The sequence below is a fragment of the Acinetobacter sp. Tr-809 genome (assembly GCF_011753255.1).
Classification (GTDB): Bacteria; Pseudomonadota; Gammaproteobacteria; order Pseudomonadales; family Moraxellaceae; genus Acinetobacter.
Genome location: NZ_VWVZ01000003.1, coordinates 393523 through 408487, shown reverse-complemented (window position 1 = coordinate 408487; position 14965 = coordinate 393523). Strand labels below are relative to the sequence as shown.

25 protein-coding genes and 1 pseudogene are annotated in these 14965 nt (G+C 43.4%); 4 read left to right on the top strand and 22 right to left on the bottom strand.

From position 1 onward, the window contains the following. Positions 1-32: 32 nt before the first annotated feature. The 22 genes and pseudogenes from rplO to F3J02_RS09235 form a co-directional block, all read right to left on the bottom strand. Positions 33-473 carry a 50S ribosomal protein L15 gene (gene rplO, locus F3J02_RS09340; RefSeq protein WP_004804120.1) on the bottom strand — a complete coding sequence of 147 codons (441 nt, stop codon included), beginning with the start codon at positions 471-473 and terminating at the stop codon, positions 33-35. Between the two features lie 3 nt (positions 474-476). Beyond that, positions 477-653: a 50S ribosomal protein L30 gene (gene rpmD, locus F3J02_RS09335; RefSeq protein ID WP_004804119.1), complete on the bottom strand. Its 177-nt coding sequence runs from the start codon at positions 651-653 to the stop codon at positions 477-479. Between the two features lie 6 nt (positions 654-659). Beyond that, positions 660-1157: a 30S ribosomal protein S5 gene (rpsE, locus tag F3J02_RS09330; protein WP_004657688.1), complete on the bottom strand. Its 498-nt coding sequence runs from the start codon at positions 1155-1157 to the stop codon at positions 660-662. A gap of 2 nt (positions 1158-1159) precedes the next feature. Beyond that, positions 1160-1510, bottom strand: coding sequence for a 50S ribosomal protein L18 (gene rplR, locus F3J02_RS09325; protein ID WP_004775881.1), 351 nt, complete (start codon positions 1508-1510; stop codon positions 1160-1162). Positions 1511-1524: 14 nt separating this feature from the next. Further along, positions 1525-2058 carry a 50S ribosomal protein L6 gene (rplF, locus tag F3J02_RS09320; protein ID WP_004804118.1) on the bottom strand — a complete coding sequence of 178 codons (534 nt, stop codon included), beginning with the start codon at positions 2056-2058 and terminating at the stop codon, positions 1525-1527. Between the two features lie 13 nt (positions 2059-2071). After that, positions 2072-2467, bottom strand: coding sequence for a 30S ribosomal protein S8 (rpsH, locus tag F3J02_RS09315; RefSeq protein ID WP_004804117.1), 396 nt, complete (start codon positions 2465-2467; stop codon positions 2072-2074). An 11-nt stretch (positions 2468-2478) separates the two neighbouring features. Then, complete coding sequence (gene rpsN / locus F3J02_RS09310) at positions 2479-2784, bottom strand: 30S ribosomal protein S14 (protein WP_004641050.1); 306 nt, start codon at positions 2782-2784, stop codon at positions 2479-2481. A 9-nt stretch (positions 2785-2793) separates the two neighbouring features. Further along, on the bottom strand, positions 2794-3330 hold the full coding sequence (rplE, locus tag F3J02_RS09305) for a 50S ribosomal protein L5 (protein ID WP_004657683.1): 537 nt from the start codon (positions 3328-3330) through the stop codon (positions 2794-2796). A gap of 16 nt (positions 3331-3346) precedes the next feature. Next, positions 3347-3664, bottom strand: coding sequence for a 50S ribosomal protein L24 (rplX, locus tag F3J02_RS09300; protein WP_004804115.1), 318 nt, complete (start codon positions 3662-3664; stop codon positions 3347-3349). A gap of 9 nt (positions 3665-3673) precedes the next feature. Then, entirely contained in the window at positions 3674-4042 is a 369-nt protein-coding gene (gene rplN / locus F3J02_RS09295) for a 50S ribosomal protein L14 (RefSeq protein ID WP_004657680.1), read from the bottom strand. 92 nt (positions 4043-4134) lie between these two features. Further along, positions 4135-4392 (bottom strand): 30S ribosomal protein S17, encoded by a 258-nt coding sequence (rpsQ, locus tag F3J02_RS09290; protein ID WP_004657679.1) that lies wholly within the window; start codon positions 4390-4392, stop codon positions 4135-4137. Then, on the bottom strand, positions 4389-4586 hold the full coding sequence (gene rpmC / locus F3J02_RS09285; RefSeq protein WP_000849927.1) for a 50S ribosomal protein L29: 198 nt from the start codon (positions 4584-4586) through the stop codon (positions 4389-4391). Before rpmC ends, rpsQ begins: the two co-directional genes overlap by 4 nt. Continuing rightward, the gene (gene rplP / locus F3J02_RS09280) at positions 4586-4999 is read right to left on the bottom strand and encodes a 50S ribosomal protein L16 (RefSeq protein ID WP_004657678.1); all 414 of its coding nucleotides are present in this window, start codon (positions 4997-4999) and stop codon (positions 4586-4588) included. Before rplP ends, rpmC begins: the two co-directional genes overlap by 1 nt. Beyond that, positions 4939-5755, bottom strand: a pseudogene (gene rpsC / locus F3J02_RS09275) (30S ribosomal protein S3). The gene rplP and the pseudogene rpsC overlap by 61 nt, the downstream one beginning before the upstream one ends. A gap of 1 nt (position 5756) precedes the next feature. Further along, a complete protein-coding gene (rplV, locus tag F3J02_RS09270; protein WP_004657676.1) occupies positions 5757-6086 on the bottom strand; it encodes a 50S ribosomal protein L22 in 330 nt (109 codons plus the stop codon). Positions 6087-6097: 11 nt separating this feature from the next. Beyond that, positions 6098-6373 carry a 30S ribosomal protein S19 gene (gene rpsS / locus F3J02_RS09265; protein WP_004641066.1) on the bottom strand — a complete coding sequence of 92 codons (276 nt, stop codon included), beginning with the start codon at positions 6371-6373 and terminating at the stop codon, positions 6098-6100. Positions 6374-6386: 13 nt separating this feature from the next. Continuing rightward, positions 6387-7211, bottom strand: a complete 825-nt coding sequence (rplB, locus tag F3J02_RS09260; protein ID WP_004660349.1) for a 50S ribosomal protein L2 — start codon at positions 7209-7211, stop codon at positions 6387-6389. An 11-nt stretch (positions 7212-7222) separates the two neighbouring features. Next, positions 7223-7543 carry a 50S ribosomal protein L23 gene (gene rplW, locus F3J02_RS09255; RefSeq protein ID WP_004641070.1) on the bottom strand — a complete coding sequence of 107 codons (321 nt, stop codon included), beginning with the start codon at positions 7541-7543 and terminating at the stop codon, positions 7223-7225. Next, complete coding sequence (rplD, locus tag F3J02_RS09250; protein ID WP_004804113.1) at positions 7540-8142, bottom strand: 50S ribosomal protein L4; 603 nt, start codon at positions 8140-8142, stop codon at positions 7540-7542. Before rplD ends, rplW begins: the two co-directional genes overlap by 4 nt. Positions 8143-8153: 11 nt before the next feature. After that, a complete protein-coding gene (gene rplC / locus F3J02_RS09245; RefSeq protein WP_004657674.1) occupies positions 8154-8792 on the bottom strand; it encodes a 50S ribosomal protein L3 in 639 nt (212 codons plus the stop codon). A 59-nt stretch (positions 8793-8851) separates the two neighbouring features. Then, positions 8852-9163: a 30S ribosomal protein S10 gene (gene rpsJ / locus F3J02_RS09240; RefSeq protein ID WP_000070912.1), complete on the bottom strand. Its 312-nt coding sequence runs from the start codon at positions 9161-9163 to the stop codon at positions 8852-8854. Between the two features lie 227 nt (positions 9164-9390). Beyond that, the gene (locus tag F3J02_RS09235; RefSeq protein ID WP_167248699.1) at positions 9391-10119 is read right to left on the bottom strand and encodes a type 1 glutamine amidotransferase; all 729 of its coding nucleotides are present in this window, start codon (positions 10117-10119) and stop codon (positions 9391-9393) included. Between the two features lie 169 nt (positions 10120-10288). On the opposite strand from F3J02_RS09235, the gene F3J02_RS09230 reads away from it, so the two are divergent. The 4 genes from F3J02_RS09230 to F3J02_RS09215 all read left to right on the top strand — a co-directional run bounded on the left by F3J02_RS09230 (position 10289) and on the right by F3J02_RS09215 (position 14937). Then, positions 10289-11482 carry a PLP-dependent transferase gene (locus F3J02_RS09230; RefSeq protein WP_167248698.1) on the top strand — a complete coding sequence of 398 codons (1194 nt, stop codon included), beginning with the start codon at positions 10289-10291 and terminating at the stop codon, positions 11480-11482. A 19-nt stretch (positions 11483-11501) separates the two neighbouring features. After that, the gene (locus F3J02_RS09225) at positions 11502-13052 is read left to right on the top strand and encodes a helicase HerA-like domain-containing protein (protein WP_167248697.1); all 1551 of its coding nucleotides are present in this window, start codon (positions 11502-11504) and stop codon (positions 13050-13052) included. A 141-nt stretch (positions 13053-13193) separates the two neighbouring features. Next, positions 13194-14405: an NO-inducible flavohemoprotein gene (gene hmpA, locus F3J02_RS09220; protein ID WP_167248696.1), complete on the top strand. Its 1212-nt coding sequence runs from the start codon at positions 13194-13196 to the stop codon at positions 14403-14405. A 79-nt stretch (positions 14406-14484) separates the two neighbouring features. Further along, a complete protein-coding gene (locus tag F3J02_RS09215) occupies positions 14485-14937 on the top strand; it encodes an RrF2 family transcriptional regulator (RefSeq protein ID WP_005147145.1) in 453 nt (150 codons plus the stop codon). Positions 14938-14965 lie beyond the last annotated feature (28 nt).

The following is a 14965-nucleotide window of genomic DNA, read 5'->3' as shown; positions in this document are numbered from 1 at the left end:
CCAGTAGAACTAGGAGTCATAGACACTCGAGATTACTCCTCGACTTTACCGCCAGCAGCTTCAACAGCAGCTTTAGCGCCTTTAGTCAACACAACACCTTTAACAGTGAATGCGCGAGTGATTTCACCAGAAAGAACGATGCGAGCACGAATTTGGTCACGACGAACAACATTCGCAGCTTTTAAAGTTTCAAGGCTAACAACATCACCTTCAACTTTATTCAACTCAGACAAACGTACTTCAGCAGTTTTCAAAGCGATTTGGCTAGTGAAACCGAATTTAGGCAAACGACGATATAACGCAGTTTGACCGCCTTCAAAGCCCGGACGAGTACCACCACTTTTACGTGAGTTTTGACCTTTGACACCACGGCCACCAGTCTTACCAACGCCAGAACCGATACCACGGCCTAAACGACGGTTATCACGCTTAGCACCTTCTGCAGGTGCAAGTTCATTTAAACGCAGAGTCATGGCTTATTCCTCTACACTAACCATATAGTAAACTTTGTTGACCATACCACGGTTAGAAGGCGTATCTTGCACTTCTACAGTATGACCAATACGACGCAGACCTAAACCTTTAAGGCAAAGTTTATGATTTTTTAAACGATGCGAAGAAGATTTAGTCTGGGTAACTTTAATCGTTTTCATGATTGATTACCCTTGAATTTGTTCTACTGAAAGACCACGTTTCGCAGCGACTTTCTCAGGAGAAGTCATATCACGCAAACCTTTGAAAGTTGCGTTTACTACGTTAGCAGCATTTGTAGAACCATAACATTTAGCAAGTACGTTATGTACACCTGCAGCTTCAAGAACAGCACGCATAGCGCCACCAGCAATTACGCCAGTACCTTCTGAAGCAGGTTGCATGTATACACGGCTTGCGCCATGACGAGCATTCACAGGGTGTTGTAAAGTAGTACCCGCAAGGTCTACAGTGATCATGTTACGACGAGCAGCTTCAAGTGCTTTAGAAATAGCAGCTGGAACTTCACGTGCTTTACCACGACCAAAACCTACACGACCATTACCATCGCCCACAACAGTTAATGCTGTGAAAGAGAAGATACGACCACCTTTAACAACCTTGGCTACACGATCAACGGCAACCAGCTTTTCAACGAGACCTTCGTTTTGTTCAACTTTCGCCATGATTAGAACTCCAAGCCGCCTTCACGAGCAGCATCAGCCAAGGCTTTGATACGACCATGATATTTAAAACCAGAACGGTCAAATGCAACTTTGGTAACACCAGCTGCTTTAGCACGTTCTGCGATCAAAGCACCAACTTTCGTAGCTGCATCCACATTACCTGTAGTACCGCTACGCAAAGATGCATCTAAAGTTGAAGCTTGCGCTAAAACTTTTCCACCATCTGCTGAAATAACTTGCGCATAGATGTGACGCGGCGTGCGGTTTACACACAAACGAGTCGCACCCAATGCACGAATGTGCAAGCGTGTGCTTTTCGCACGACGCAAACGGGTTTGTTTCTTTTCGTTCATAAGAACCTCGCGCCTTATTTCTTCTTAGCTTCTTTACGAAGAATAACTTCATCCGAATAACGAACACCTTTACCTTTATATGGTTCAGGAGAACGGTATGCACGGATTTCCGCTGCCACTTGACCTAACAACTGCTTGTTTGCTGATTTCAAAATGATTTCAGTAGCAGTTGGAGTTTCCGCTGTTACACCTTCAGGTAAAGCGTAGTCAATCGGGTGTGAGTAACCAAGGTTAAGGTTTACAGATGTACCCTTAACCGCAGCTTTATAACCAACACCAACAAGCTGTAACTTACGTTCGAAGCCTTCGCTAACACCTTTTACAAGGTTGTTCAATACAGCGCGAGCAGTACCAGCCTGCATCCAAGCGTCTTTCGACTCTTTAGCTGGAGCAAGTTGAAGTTTACCTTCTTCCTGTTTTAGCTCGACCAGCGCATGCAGGTTGAAAGACAATGTACCTTTGCTGCCTTTCACTTCGACCTGCCGGCCGTTCTGAGTAACTGTTACACCATTAGGTACAGTTACTGGGGCTTTAGCCACACGAGACATGAGGAATCACCTATTAAGAAACAAAAGCAATAACTTCACCACCAACGCCCGCAGCACGTGCAGCGCGATCAGTCATGATGCCTTTGCTTGTAGAAACAATTGCAATACCTAAACCTTGCTTAACGCTAGGAATTTTATCTTTACCGCGATATTGGCGTAGACCTGGACGGCTTACACGCTTAACGGTTTCGATAACTGGTTTGCCTTCGAAATATTTTAAAGTAATTGTCAAAGTAGATTTTGTTTCTTCAGAAGCAACTTCTACATTTGAAATATAACCTTCTTGTTGAAGTACGTTTGCAATAGCAACTTTCAACTTAGAAGAAGGCATAGAAACAGTTTGTTTCTTAGCCATTTGTGCGTTACGAACACGTGTTAACATGTCGGCAACGGTATCTTGCATACTCATTTAGTCGCTCCTTACCAGCTTGCCTTAACAACGCCTGGTACATCACCCTGCATTACTGTGTCACGTAATTTGTTACGGCTTAAACCGAACTTACGGAAGTAACCATGAGGACGACCAGTTAAACCACAACGGTTACGAAGACGTACTGGAGATGCGTTACGTGGCAATGCCTGTAACTTTAATGTCGCTTCGAAACGTTCTTCGTCACTTGCATTTACATTAGCAATCGTTGCTTTTAATTCAGCACGTTTTGCAGCGTATTTAGCAACTGTCTTTTCGCGTTTCAATTCGCGATTAATCATACCTTTCTTAGCCATATCGACCTCTTATTTGAACGGGAAGCCGAATGCACGCATAAGCGCACGGCCTTCGTCATCGCTACGAGCAGTTGTCGTAATAGTGATGTCTAAACCACGGATACGATCAATCTTGTCAAAATCGATTTCAGGGAAAACGATTTGCTCTTTTAAACCCATAGAGTAGTTACCACGACCATCAAATGATTTCGCAGAGAAACCACGGAAGTCACGGATACGCGGGATAGCGATCGAGATCAAACGATCCAAGAATTCGTACATTTGGTCGCCGCGTAAAGTAACTTTACAACCGATCGGCCAACCATCACGGATTTTGAAACCAGCGATTGATTTACGAGCAAGTGTCACAACTGGTTTTTGACCAGCAATGAGTTGCATATCAGCAACAGCGCCATCTAATAATTTCTTATCAGTTGCAGCTGCGCCTACACCCATGTTAAGAGTGATTTTTGTGATGCGAGGAATATCCATCACATTCTTAACGCTAAGTTCTTCTTGTAACTTCGCTTTAAGTTCGTCGTTGTAACGTGCTTTAAGTCTGGCCATTGCCTTTTTCAACCTATTACTTCGCTACCGCCACTGATTCACCATTTGATTTATAAACACGAGTTTTCGCGCCATCAATCACTTGGTAACCAATACGGTCAGCCTTTTGGGTTGTAGCATTAAAAATTGCCACGTTTGAAATATGAAGCGTAGCCTCTTGAGTAACAATACCGCCTTCAGCGCCAGTTACACGGTTTGGCTTTTGATGCTTCTTCACTAAGTTAAGGCCTTCGACCTTAACTCGATCTTCAGAAACAGACAAAACGATACCTTGTTTGCCTTTTTCTTTACCTGCGATCACAATTACTTGATCGCCTTTTTTAATCTTAGCCATGATTGCCTCTTATAGAACTTCAGGAGCCAATGAAATGATTTTCATGAACTGTTCAGTACGAAGTTCACGAGTCACTGGTCCGAAGATACGAGTCGCAATCGGAGCTTTGTTGTTGTTCAAAATAACAGCTGCGTTATCGTCGAAACGAATAACTGAACCGTCTGGACGACGGATGCCGAATTTTGTACGAACAACTACAGCATTCATCACGTCACCTTTTTTAACACGTGCGCGTGGAATTGCTTCTTTTACAGTAACTTTAATAATATCGCCAACTGAAGCATAACGACGGTGTGAACCACCAAGTACTTTAATACATTGTACGCGGCGTGCACCACTATTGTCTGCTACGTCGAGCATACTTTCGGTTTGAATCATTGCCCTACTCCAAAACCGAGCATCACCGGTCACAATTTCGAAAGGCTCAAAGAGTACTCGAAATTGTCCGATGATGCAACAAGAACGTCTAATTACTCAGCAGCAGCTTCAACTACTTCCACTAAAGTCCAAGCTTTAGTTTTAGAAATTGGGCGGCTTTCTTTGATGGTTACCAAGTCGCCTAATTTAGCAACATTGTTCTCATCATGAGCGTGTAATTTAGTTGAACGGCGGATTGATTTGCCATACAACGGGTGTTGAACGCGGCGTTCAATAAGCACAACAATAGACTTGTCCATTTTGTCGCTTACGACTTTGCCGGTTAACGTGCGGACTGTTTTTTCACTCATTGTCCGTTCCCCTGTTTTTCGGTAAGGAGTGTCTTAATACGAGCAATTGTCTTACGAGCAATTTGCACTTCATGCGATTTGCCTAATTGACCAGTTGCTTTCGCCATACGAAGACGGAATTGGTTAAGCTGTTGCTCATCAAGCAAAGCTTTCAACTCTTCTACCGACTTTTCACGTAGATCTTTAGTTTTCATTACATCACCGTCCGAGTCACGATAGTGGTTTTAAACGGGAGTTTAGCAGCAGCTAAAGCAAAAGCTTCACGCGCTAACTCATCGCTAACACCTTCAATTTCGTACAGGATCTTACCTGGCTGGATCTGACAAACCCAGTATTCCACGCTACCCTTACCTTTACCCATACGTACTTCTAATGGTTTTTCGGTAATTGGTTTGTCTGGGAATACGCGGATGAAGATTTTACCACCACGTTTGATACGACGGCTAATGGTACGACGTGCAGCTTCAATCTGACGCGCAGTCATACGACCACGTTCAGTTGCTTTAATTGCAATCGAACCAAATGATACTGTACTACCACGATGCGCTAGACCAGTGTTACGGCCTTTGTGCACTTTACGGAATTTGGTACGTTTAGGTTGCAACATGGATTATTCTCCCTTGTCAGCAGCACGGTCACCGCGACGACCACGACGCTCTTGACCTTCACCACGACCACGACCACGTTTAGCTGGACGCTCTTCAGCAGGAGCAGGGTTCATGACTTGTTTCATGCCACCTAAGATCTCGCCACGGAAAATCCAAACTTTAACACCGATCGTACCGTATGTTGTTTCTGCGCGCATAGTTGCATAGTCGATGTCAGCACGAAGCGTATGCAAAGGTACACGACCTTCACGATACCACTCAGTACGAGCAATCTCTGCACCACCTAAACGGCCAGAAACTTCAACTTTGATACCTTTAGCGCCAGCACGCATAGTGTTTTGAACCGCACGCTTCATAGCACGACGGAACATAACACGCTTTTCTAATTGAGAAGCAATTGCTTCAGCAACTAAACGTGCGTCCAAGTCAGGGCGATCAATTTCATTGATGCTAACTTGAGCTGGAACACCCATAATGTTGGTGAGTTCGCGCTGTAATTTTTCAATATCTTCGCCTTTTTTACCGATAACGATACCAGGACGAGCAGTGCTAATAGTTACTTTAGCAGCGCCTGTAGGACGTTCGATAAGAATATTGCTGATCATCGCGTTTTTAAGTTTTTTAGTTAAAAACTCACGAACTTGAAGATCTTTAAGCAAGTATTCAGCGTATTGTTTCGGACTCGCATACCAGTTAGCGTTATGACGTTTCACAACACCTAGGCGGATACCGATTGGATGAACCTTCTGACCCATATCAAACCCCTACCTTAACGGTGATGTGACAAGTACGCTTAGTAATACGATCTGCACGGCCTTTAGCACGTGGCATGATACGTTTAAGGCTCATGCCTTCATCAACGTAAATCGTAGTTACTTTAAGGTCATCAACATCTAAGCTGTTGTTATGTTCAGCATTCGCGATTGCAGATTCAAGTGCTTTTTTAACAAGCACAGCTGCTTTCTTGTTGCTGAAGTTCAAAATGTCTATCGCACGTGCAACCGACTTACCACGGATCAAATCAGCAACTAAACGTGCTTTTTGTGCCGAGATAGCGGCACCGCGTAATTTAGCAGTTACTTCCATCATAGCACCTATTAACGTTTAGACTTCTTATCAACACCGTGACCACGATAGGTACGAGTTGGCGCGAATTCACCCAATTTATGACCAACCATGTGTTCAGTAACAATTACTGGAACGTGGTTACGGCCATTGTGAACAGAAATTGTTAAACCAACAAAGTCTGGAAGGATCATTGAACGACGTGACCATGTTTTGATCGGCTTACGGTTGTTAGCAGCAATCGCAGCTTCAACCTTAGCGAACAAATGCGCGTCGACGAATGGACCTTTTTTTAATGAACGAGGCATTATTCAGATTCCCTTACTTGACGCGACGGTCGCGAATAATCATCTTAGTCGTACGCTTATTGGTACGTGTCTTGTACCCTTTAGCTTTTTGACCCCATGGACTTACAGGTTGAATACCTTTACTACGTCCTTCACCACCACCGTGCGGGTGATCTACCGGGTTCATCGCCATACCACGAACGGTAGGACGAATACCACGCCAGCGCGCAGCACCAGCTTTACCCAATGAACGAAGGTTGCTTTCTTGGTTAGAAACTTCACCAATTACAGCACGACATTCAACGTGGACTTTACGCATTTCACCAGAACGTAAACGAACGATAGCGTAAGAACCATCACGACCCAACAACTGAACTGAAGTACCAGCAGAACGTGCTAATTGAGCACCTTTACCGATTTTAAGTTCAAGGTTGTGAAGTGTAGAACCGATTGGCATGTTGCGAAGTGGCAAGCAGTTACCTGGACGAATTGGAGCATCGTTACCAGATTGTACTTTATCACCAGCACGTAGGCCTTTAGGTGCAATGATGTAACGACGTTCACCATCAGCATATTTCAATAAAGCAATATGAGCTGTACGGTTAGGATCGTATTCGATGCGCTCTACAGTCGCTGGAATACCATCTTTGTTACGTTTAAAGTCAACAATACGGTAGTTTTGCTTATGACCACCACCCACGTGACGTGTAGTGATGTGACCATTGTTATTACGACCACCAGTACGTTTTTTAGCTTCTACCAACGGTGCATAAGGCGCGCCTTTGTGAAGATGGTCATGAACCACTTTCTCTACAAAGCGACGTCCTGGAGACGTTGGCTTACATTTTTGAATTGGCATAATTCTCGTCCTTATTCCGCTGCGTTTTCAGCGGTATCGCCCAAGTCAGCCATTTCTACATCTTGGCCAGCTTTCAGGGTGACGTATGCTTTTTTCACATCAGAACGACGTCCTAATGTTTTACCAAAGCGTTTTGTTTTACCTTTAGTGATCGTTGTATTGATTTTTACAACTTCAACACCAAAGAGCTGCTCAACTGCTTTTTTGATTTCAAGTTTGTTTGCATTTAATGCAACTTTGAACACTTGAACACCAGCAGTATCACCTAAAACTTGTGCTTTTTCTGAGAATACTGGTCCTAATAGGACTTGATAGATACGTTCGTTGTTCATCCGAGTTCTACCTCAATTTTCTTAGCAGCAGCTACAGACATTACAACTTTATCAAATGCGATCAAGCTAACAGGATCAATAGCAGTAGCATCAACCACATCAACGTGTGGAAGGTTGCGAGCTGCGAGATACAAGTTCTCATCTACAGCATCTGTAATGATCAATGCGCGAGTTGCATTCAAGTCTGTAAGTTTTGCAAGCAAGTCTTTAGTTTTTGGAGCTGCAACAGCAAACTCTTCAACTAATACAAGACGATCTTGGCGAACAAGTTCAGCTAAGATACATTGCATTGCACCGCGGTACATCTTACGGTTTACTTTTTGAGACCAATCTTGTGGGCGAGCAGCAAAAGTTTTACCACCACCAACCCAGATAGGGCTACGAATAGAACCCGCACGAGCGCGACCAGTACCTTTTTGACGGAATGGCTTTTTACCACCGCCAGAAACATCTGCACGTGATTTGTGAGCACGAGTACCTTGACGACCACCAGCTAAGTAAGCTGTAACAACTTGGTGTACAAGAGCTTCGTTAAATTCACGTCCGAAAGCAACTTCAGACAATTCAACAGCAGAGCCGGAAACAGTTTTTAAATTCACAGTATTTCCCCTCAGGCCTTGATGGTAGGACGTACGATAACGTCACCGCCAGTTGAACCAGGAATAGCACCCTTAACAACTAAAACAGAACGTTCAGCGTCAATAGATACGATTTCAAGACCTTGAACTGTTACGCGTTCGTCACCTAAGTGACCAGCCATTTTCTTGCCTTTGAACACGCGACCAGGTGTCTGGTTTTGACCTGTAGAACCTAATACACGGTGAGATACAGAGTTACCATGAGTAGCATCTTGCGTACGGAAATTCCAACGCTTAACACCACCTTGGAAACCTTTACCTTTTGACTGACCAGTTACGTCAACAATTTGACCAACTGTGAACAGATCAACACCGATAGAAGCACCCACTTCACGGCCTTCAAGCTCAGCTTCAGTAACACGGAACTCTTTAACTAAACGACCAGCAGCAACACCCGCTTTCGCGAAGTGACCTTTCTGAGCGTTAGTTACGCGCGATTCGCGACGTTCACCAGTAGTTACTTGAATTGCTTGATAACCATCAGTTTCAAGTGTTTTGATTTGCGTAATGCGGTTTGGATCGACTTCGATAACTGTAACAGGTACAGATACACCAGCATCTGTAAAGACGCGAGTCATACCACATTTGCGACCGACTAAACCAATAGCCATGTGCATAAACCTCTAAAAAAGCGGCCTAATTAACTTATAAAGTTAATCAACCGAAAGCCTTAACCCAAAGCGATCTGAACATCAACACCAGCAGCAAGATCTAACTTCATCAATGCATCAACAGTTTTATCTGTTGGTTGAACGATGTCGATCAAACGCTTATAAGTGCGGATTTCGTACTGATCACGAGCGTCTTTGTTGACGTGTGGTGAAGTAAGAACGTTGAAGCGTTCGATGCGAGTAGGCATCGGAATTGGACCACACACTTGTGCGCCAGTACGCTTAGCGGTTTCTACGATCTCTTGAGCAGATTGATCAATCAGACGATGATCAAAAGACTTCAAACGGATACGAATTCTCTGGTTAGACATACCAGTAAACTCCAAGCCAAATATATAAAGAATCACCCATGACGCACCTCACCATTCTGGTAAGTGTCAAGGGCAGTGAAAATCACTAAGGTCATGATCGATGCCACGACTGTAATGCGCTAACTACTTTCTTCGTAGTAAACGCCCTCCATTTGAGGGTCGCTCATTATAACGATTGTTTAAGTCTTATGCAATTCTTCTTTTCATTTTTTAAGCAATCAATCCTGCTATGCACTCACAACATAATCGATTGCCTGATTCAGCAAACGATTACCCTGTTCAAATTTACTTTTGATAGTTCTTTTTAATTCAGATATCGGTTGTACATATTTACCATTAAAAACCGCCATATCCTCTTCATTCTCAATCAAAAGTGCCAAGGTCTGTGGCGTCATTTCTGGATGAAACTGAAACCCAAGAACATTACGCCCAATCTGATACATTTGATTTCGACAGACTTTATTCTCGGCCAAGCGCACCCCACCCTTTGGAATTTCAAAGGTTTCACTATGCCATTGTAAAATATTCAACTGCTCTGGAATCTGAAAATAATCTTCAGGCACATGCGATGCACGCCCCACATCCATCCAACCCAATTCTTGGTGCGGATTACGGCTCACAGCTGCCCCTAGGGCATTGGCAATCAATTGCCCACCCAAACACAATCCAATAGCAGGTTTACCAGCAGCCAAATAACGTCGTAGCCACCTTTTTTCAAGCTTTAACCATGGATAATTTGCTTCATCATTCACACTCATGGTTCCACCCATGATAATCAATAGATCGACTTCATCTACTCGTGGTAAGGCTTCCAATTCCAATGGCAAATCAACGGGCAATGCAAAAAACTCTGTTGCGGTAATTTTTGCTTTATGTGCTTTTAAAAAGTCATAGCAACTGCCAAAACCTTCGCCAGCAATGTGCTGAAAATAATGCACTCTTAAATGCGACTTCATGCGCTAAAACCTATTTATCGTTAGAATGATAATTAGTCTTAGCAAAAATAAAGCCAGTTTTGAGCAATCCTATTAATCCGTACCGATTCTGTACAAAAGCAGCGCAACACTAGCGGCTTTGTTGATTTTCTCTTAACCTAAGTCATTATACTTATTTAGCCCACGCCCCATGACAACACACAATAAAGCACAAACCAAGCTAATTCATGCACCACGCCAAGCCCCTCAGTACATTGAAACCGTACAACCTCCCTTATTTCGTGCATCGACCATTATTTTTAAAAGCACGGCGCACCTTTTTGAGCGCCATTGGACCGATGCTTATGATTATAGTTACGGCACACACGGTACACCGACGACGTTTACATTAGGGGACAACATTGCCCAAATTGAAGGTGGACGTTATTGCTTGCTTGCACCAAGCGGGTTATCTGCGATTAATCTCGTGAATAGTGCTATTTTAAGTTCAGGTGATGAGGTTTGGGTCGCCGATAATATTTATGGCCCCAATCTTGAGCATTTAAATCATCTACAAGATCGTTATGGCATCACAGTTAAAGTTTATAATCCCATTGATGCCAATAGTTTTCAACCGACTGAAAAAGCGAAATTGATTTGGCTCGAAGCAGCGGGATCAGTCACTTTAGAATTTCCCGATTTAAAGAACTTGGTTAAAAAAGCACAGCATGCCAATGTACTCACCGCACTGGATAATACATGGGGCGCAGGACTGGCTTTTAATGCTTTTGATTTCTCAGATGAGCACCTCACTGTCGATATTACAGTTCATGCACTGACCAAATACCCAAGTGGTGGCGGTGATATCTTAATGGGTTCAGTCGTGACCCGTGACCAAACACTGCATCACAAACTCTATCGAATGCATGCAATTCAAGGTATTGCAGTTTCGGGCGATGATACTGCACAAATCCAACGCAGTTTGGCACACATGTCTTTGCGCTATGAACAGCAAGCCCAAAGTGCACTCACCCTGTTGAGCTGGTTAAAAAAACAACCACAGTTTAATCAAGTTTTGCATCCAAGCGATCCTGATGCAGCAGGTCATTCATTTTGGTCAGAAATTTGTACTACAGGAAAAAGTGCAGGCTTAGTCAGCGTTATTTTTAAACCTGAATATGATCTCAATGCGGTTCGCATATTCTGCGACAACTTAGCGCTGTTTAAACTCGGATTTAGTTGGGGCGGTCCCATTAGTCTGGCAATGTTGTATGACTTAAAACAAATGCGTACTTTGAAGAATACACATTTACAACAAGGTTTATTGGTTCGCTTCTGTATTGGACTAGAACATCCAGAAGATTTAATTCAAGATATTCAAAACGCATTAAAACAGCTCGATTGAGATTAAAAACAGGTGAAGAATGAGTACATCAATCGTTATTGCAAAAAAAACCACTGATACAACACAAGATATTGTTTTACATTCTAAATTTGCAAACCGACATGGTTTGATTGCAGGTGCGACAGGAACTGGTAAAACCGTAACCCTTAAGGTGATGGCCGAAAGCTTTTCTCGTATTGGTGTACCGGTATTCCTTGCCGATGCTAAAGGTGATGTCTCCAGTCTAGCTAAAGCAGGTAGCAGCAATCCTAAATTTGATGAGCGTCTAAAAAGCCTGCAACTAGATGCAATTCCTTTTGCAGCATCTCCAGTAATCTTTTGGGATTTATTCGGTCAACAAGGACATCCCATTCGCACCACCATTTCAGAAATTGGCCCCTTATTACTGGCACAAATGCTGAATCTGAATGACACACAAGAAGGTGTACTTTCGGCAGTATTCCGTGTTGCAGATGATCAAGGTCTATTACTGATTGACTTTAAAGACCTAAAAGCCATGCTGACCTATGTCAGCGAAAATGCGGCCAGCCTTAAAGCTGAATACGGCAATCTTTCCCCTGCCAGTCTGGGTGCAATCCAACGAAACTTGCTGGCATTAGGTGATCAAGGCGGTGAACAGTTTTTTGGTGAACCAAGCCTAAATATTCTCGATTTCATTCAAACTGATACCAATGGTCATGGCTATATCAATATCTTGGCTGCAGATAAGTTGATGAACACACCGAAGTTATATGCCACTTTCCTGCTTTGGATGATGTCAGAATTGTTTGAACAGTTGCCCGAAGTAGGCGATATGGATAAGCCAAAGTTGGTATTCTTCTTCGATGAAGCGCATTTACTGTTTGATAATGCGAGTCCTGCTTTGCAACAAAAGATTGAACAAGTGGTACGTTTGATCCGTTCTAAAGGTGTGGGGATTTATTTTATTACCCAGAATCCTCTCGATCTGCCTGAAAGTGTTTTAGGGCAATTGGGTAACCGTGTACAACATGCCTTACGTGCATTTACTCCCAAAGACCAAAAGGCAGTCAAAACCGCAGCGGATACTTTCCGTGCCAATCCTGAGTTTAAAGTCGACCAAGCCATTACCGAACTTGCCGTTGGTGAAGCGTTGATCAGCTGCCTAGATGAACAAGGGACTCCACAGATTGTTGAGCGCGGTTGGGTGATGCCTCCTTACTCCTCCTTTACCCCGATCACGCCTGAAGAACGCCAAGTGATTATCGGGCAAAGTATTGTGGCGGGTGTCTACGACCAAGCCGTTGATCGAGACAGCGCTTATGAAATGCTGCAGAAAAAAGTGCTGCAACAGTCGCAACAAAAAGAGGCAGATGAGTTAGCCAAACAGCAAAGCAAGGAGCAAGATGCTTTGGCCAAGCAACAAGCCAAAGAACAAGAACGGTTTGCTCGTGAGCAGCAAAAAGCTGCAGAAAAGTCACAGCGTGATCGCGAGAAACTTACCCAAGACATCGTAGGCACTTTTGCCAAAAGTGCAGCACGTAGTTTAGGCGGCTCAACAGGACAGAAAATTGTCCGTGGCTTACTCGGTTCATTATTCGGTAAAAAATAAACCCATACTTATATGTAAATTAAGGGATAATTTATTATCCCTTAATTTTTTTATGGCTTTTATTTAAATATGCATTGCAAATACACCTTATAAGATGTATTTTAAATACATCTTATAAATGATAGCCAAGAGAGATCAAGCATGACTCCACAGCAAATTGACCTAGTAAAAGCCACTGTTCCTGTCCTACGCGAAAATGGTGTTGCACTGACTGGATACTTTTATAACCGCATGTTAGGTAATCATCCCGAATTAAAAGAAACCTTTAATATGGGACACCAACGTAGTGGGGCTCAAGCACAGGCACTTGCGGGTGCAGTTTTGGCCTATGCAGAGAATATTGAAGACCCTTCTGTGCTTTTGCCTGTGGTTGAAATGATTGCGCATAAACATGTCAGTTTAAATATTCAATCACCAGACTACGGCATTGTCGGTGAAAACCTTTTGCATTCAATTAGTGAAGTCCTCAATATTTCAATGGAAGATCCATTGATTGGTGCATGGGCTGCCGCTTATGGACAATTGGCTGATCTATTTATCAGTACCGAAAAAGCCATTTATGATCAACACCAACAAACTCAAGGCAGTTGGTTAGGCTGGCGTAATTTTAAAATTGCCAAAAAAGTGGTGGAAAGTGATGAGATTACCTCTTTCTATCTCGCGCCTGTTGATGGTGGCGCATTACCATACTATGAAGCAGGTCAGTACATCTCAGTTCGCGTATTTGTACCTGAGTTGAATTTAAGACAACCACGCCAGTACACCCTCTCTACGAGCCCGCAAGCGGATTATTTACGTATCTCGGTCAAACGTGAAGATGAAAAAGGCGAACTCGCTGGTGGTTGGGTATCCAGCACTTTACATGGTCTAGCTGAAGGTTCTGAAATTGAAGTGTCTGCACCAACAGGTAATTTCTATCTAATCGACAGCAGCAAGCGCAATGTCTTTATCAGTGGTGGTGTAGGATTAACCCCAATGATTGCGATGTTGAACCAATTAGTGACATTGGATATGCCGCAACCTGTTAACTTCATTCATGCCTGCCGCAGCAGCCAAGTACATGCCATGAAGCAACATATTCAGGAACTTAAAAGCAACTATCCCCGTTTAAGTACATTTACGGCATATGAGTTTCCACACGAAAATGACAACCTAGGTGAAGACTACGATGTTGCTGGACGTTTAGATTTAAGCAGCATTGATGCCGCACTATTGCCAGCCAATGCCGATTATTATTTATGTGGGCCAATGCCATTTATGGCAGCGCAACATCAGGCACTGGTTGCTCGTGGTATTCCTGCTGCAAACATTCACAGCGAAGCCTTTGGTACAGGTGGCGTCAAACTCAGCTAAGCCACCCTAGATTTTGCATAGGGCTAGTCTATGTTAGACTAGCCCTTTCTATTTCTTGCACTAGATTGAGTGAAACCACATGCAACTCAATAAGTTTACTGATTATGCACTCAGAATTTTGATGTATGTCGCTCGTCCGAGTGATGTACCTTATACGATTGCAGATATCGCAGAAGACTTACATGTGTCGCAAAACCACTTGGTTAAAGTCGTGCACTTCATGGGTAAACAACACTGGATTGTGACCATTCGCGGTAAAGGCGGCGGTCTGCGCCTCAATCCGGAAGCCAAGAATCTGAAATTAGGTGCGATTGTTCGAACCTTACAAGGCAATCATCAAATTGTTGAATGCAATACCCCTCCTTGTGTACTTCGAGCCAACTGCGGACTGAAAGGAATTTTAGATCAAGCCTTAGAATGCTTCTATCAAAGCCTTGACCAATATACGCTTGGCGAAGTCGTCCAACAGGGTATTATCCCCTCTTCCACACGCTCAAATATCGATTTTTTAGAACTTATTCAGAAAGCTTAAAATCGCATACAGACGAAGGGTTCGCACG

What these genes read in the sequence shown, in the direction of transcription:
- rplF (WP_004804118.1), bottom strand. Translation starts at nt 2,058, where the DNA reads ATGTCTCGTGTGGCTAAAGCCCCAGTAACTGTACCTAATGGTGTAACA.
- rplX (WP_004804115.1), bottom strand. Translation starts at nt 3,664, where the DNA reads ATGGCTAAGATTAAAAAAGGCGATCAAGTAATTGTGATCGCAGGTAAA.
- rpsQ (WP_004657679.1), bottom strand. Translation starts at nt 4,392, where the DNA reads ATGAGTGAAAAAACAGTCCGCACGTTAACCGGCAAAGTCGTAAGCGAC.
- rplC (WP_004657674.1), bottom strand. Translation starts at nt 8,792, where the DNA reads ATGGCTATTGGTTTAGTCGGTCGCAAATGTGGTATGACTCGCGTCTTT.
- rplO (WP_004804120.1), bottom strand. Translation starts at nt 473, where the DNA reads ATGACTCTGCGTTTAAATGAACTTGCACCTGCAGAAGGTGCTAAGCGT.
- rpsN (WP_004641050.1), bottom strand. Translation starts at nt 2,784, where the DNA reads ATGGCTAAGAAAGGTATGATTAATCGCGAATTGAAACGCGAAAAGACA.
- hmpA (WP_167248696.1), top strand. Translation starts at nt 13,194, where the DNA reads ATGACTCCACAGCAAATTGACCTAGTAAAAGCCACTGTTCCTGTCCTA.
- F3J02_RS09235 (WP_167248699.1), bottom strand. Translation starts at nt 10,119, where the DNA reads ATGAAGTCGCATTTAAGAGTGCATTATTTTCAGCACATTGCTGGCGAA.
- rplE (WP_004657683.1), bottom strand. Translation starts at nt 3,330, where the DNA reads ATGGCCAGACTTAAAGCACGTTACAACGACGAACTTAAAGCGAAGTTA.
- rplB (WP_004660349.1), bottom strand. Translation starts at nt 7,211, where the DNA reads ATGCCAATTCAAAAATGTAAGCCAACGTCTCCAGGACGTCGCTTTGTA.
- rplP (WP_004657678.1), bottom strand. Translation starts at nt 4,999, where the DNA reads ATGTTGCAACCTAAACGTACCAAATTCCGTAAAGTGCACAAAGGCCGT.
- rpmC (WP_000849927.1), bottom strand. Translation starts at nt 4,586, where the DNA reads ATGAAAACTAAAGATCTACGTGAAAAGTCGGTAGAAGAGTTGAAAGCT.
- rpsS (WP_004641066.1), bottom strand. Translation starts at nt 6,373, where the DNA reads ATGCCTCGTTCATTAAAAAAAGGTCCATTCGTCGACGCGCATTTGTTC.
- rplR (WP_004775881.1), bottom strand. Translation starts at nt 1,510, where the DNA reads ATGAACGAAAAGAAACAAACCCGTTTGCGTCGTGCGAAAAGCACACGC.
- rplW (WP_004641070.1), bottom strand. Translation starts at nt 7,543, where the DNA reads ATGAACAACGAACGTATCTATCAAGTCCTATTAGGACCAGTATTCTCA.
- rplN (WP_004657680.1), bottom strand. Translation starts at nt 4,042, where the DNA reads ATGATTCAAACCGAAAGTATGCTCGACGTAGCAGACAATAGTGGTGCA.
- rpsJ (WP_000070912.1), bottom strand. Translation starts at nt 9,163, where the DNA reads ATGTCTAACCAGAGAATTCGTATCCGTTTGAAGTCTTTTGATCATCGT.
- rpmD (WP_004804119.1), bottom strand. Translation starts at nt 653, where the DNA reads ATGAAAACGATTAAAGTTACCCAGACTAAATCTTCTTCGCATCGTTTA.
- rpsH (WP_004804117.1), bottom strand. Translation starts at nt 2,467, where the DNA reads ATGAGTATGCAAGATACCGTTGCCGACATGTTAACACGTGTTCGTAAC.
- F3J02_RS09230 (WP_167248698.1), top strand. Translation starts at nt 10,289, where the DNA reads ATGACAACACACAATAAAGCACAAACCAAGCTAATTCATGCACCACGC.
- F3J02_RS09215 (WP_005147145.1), top strand. Translation starts at nt 14,485, where the DNA reads ATGCAACTCAATAAGTTTACTGATTATGCACTCAGAATTTTGATGTAT.
- rplV (WP_004657676.1), bottom strand. Translation starts at nt 6,086, where the DNA reads ATGGAAGTAACTGCTAAATTACGCGGTGCCGCTATCTCGGCACAAAAA.
- rpsE (WP_004657688.1), bottom strand. Translation starts at nt 1,157, where the DNA reads ATGGCGAAAGTTGAACAAAACGAAGGTCTCGTTGAAAAGCTGGTTGCC.
- F3J02_RS09225 (WP_167248697.1), top strand. Translation starts at nt 11,502, where the DNA reads ATGAGTACATCAATCGTTATTGCAAAAAAAACCACTGATACAACACAA.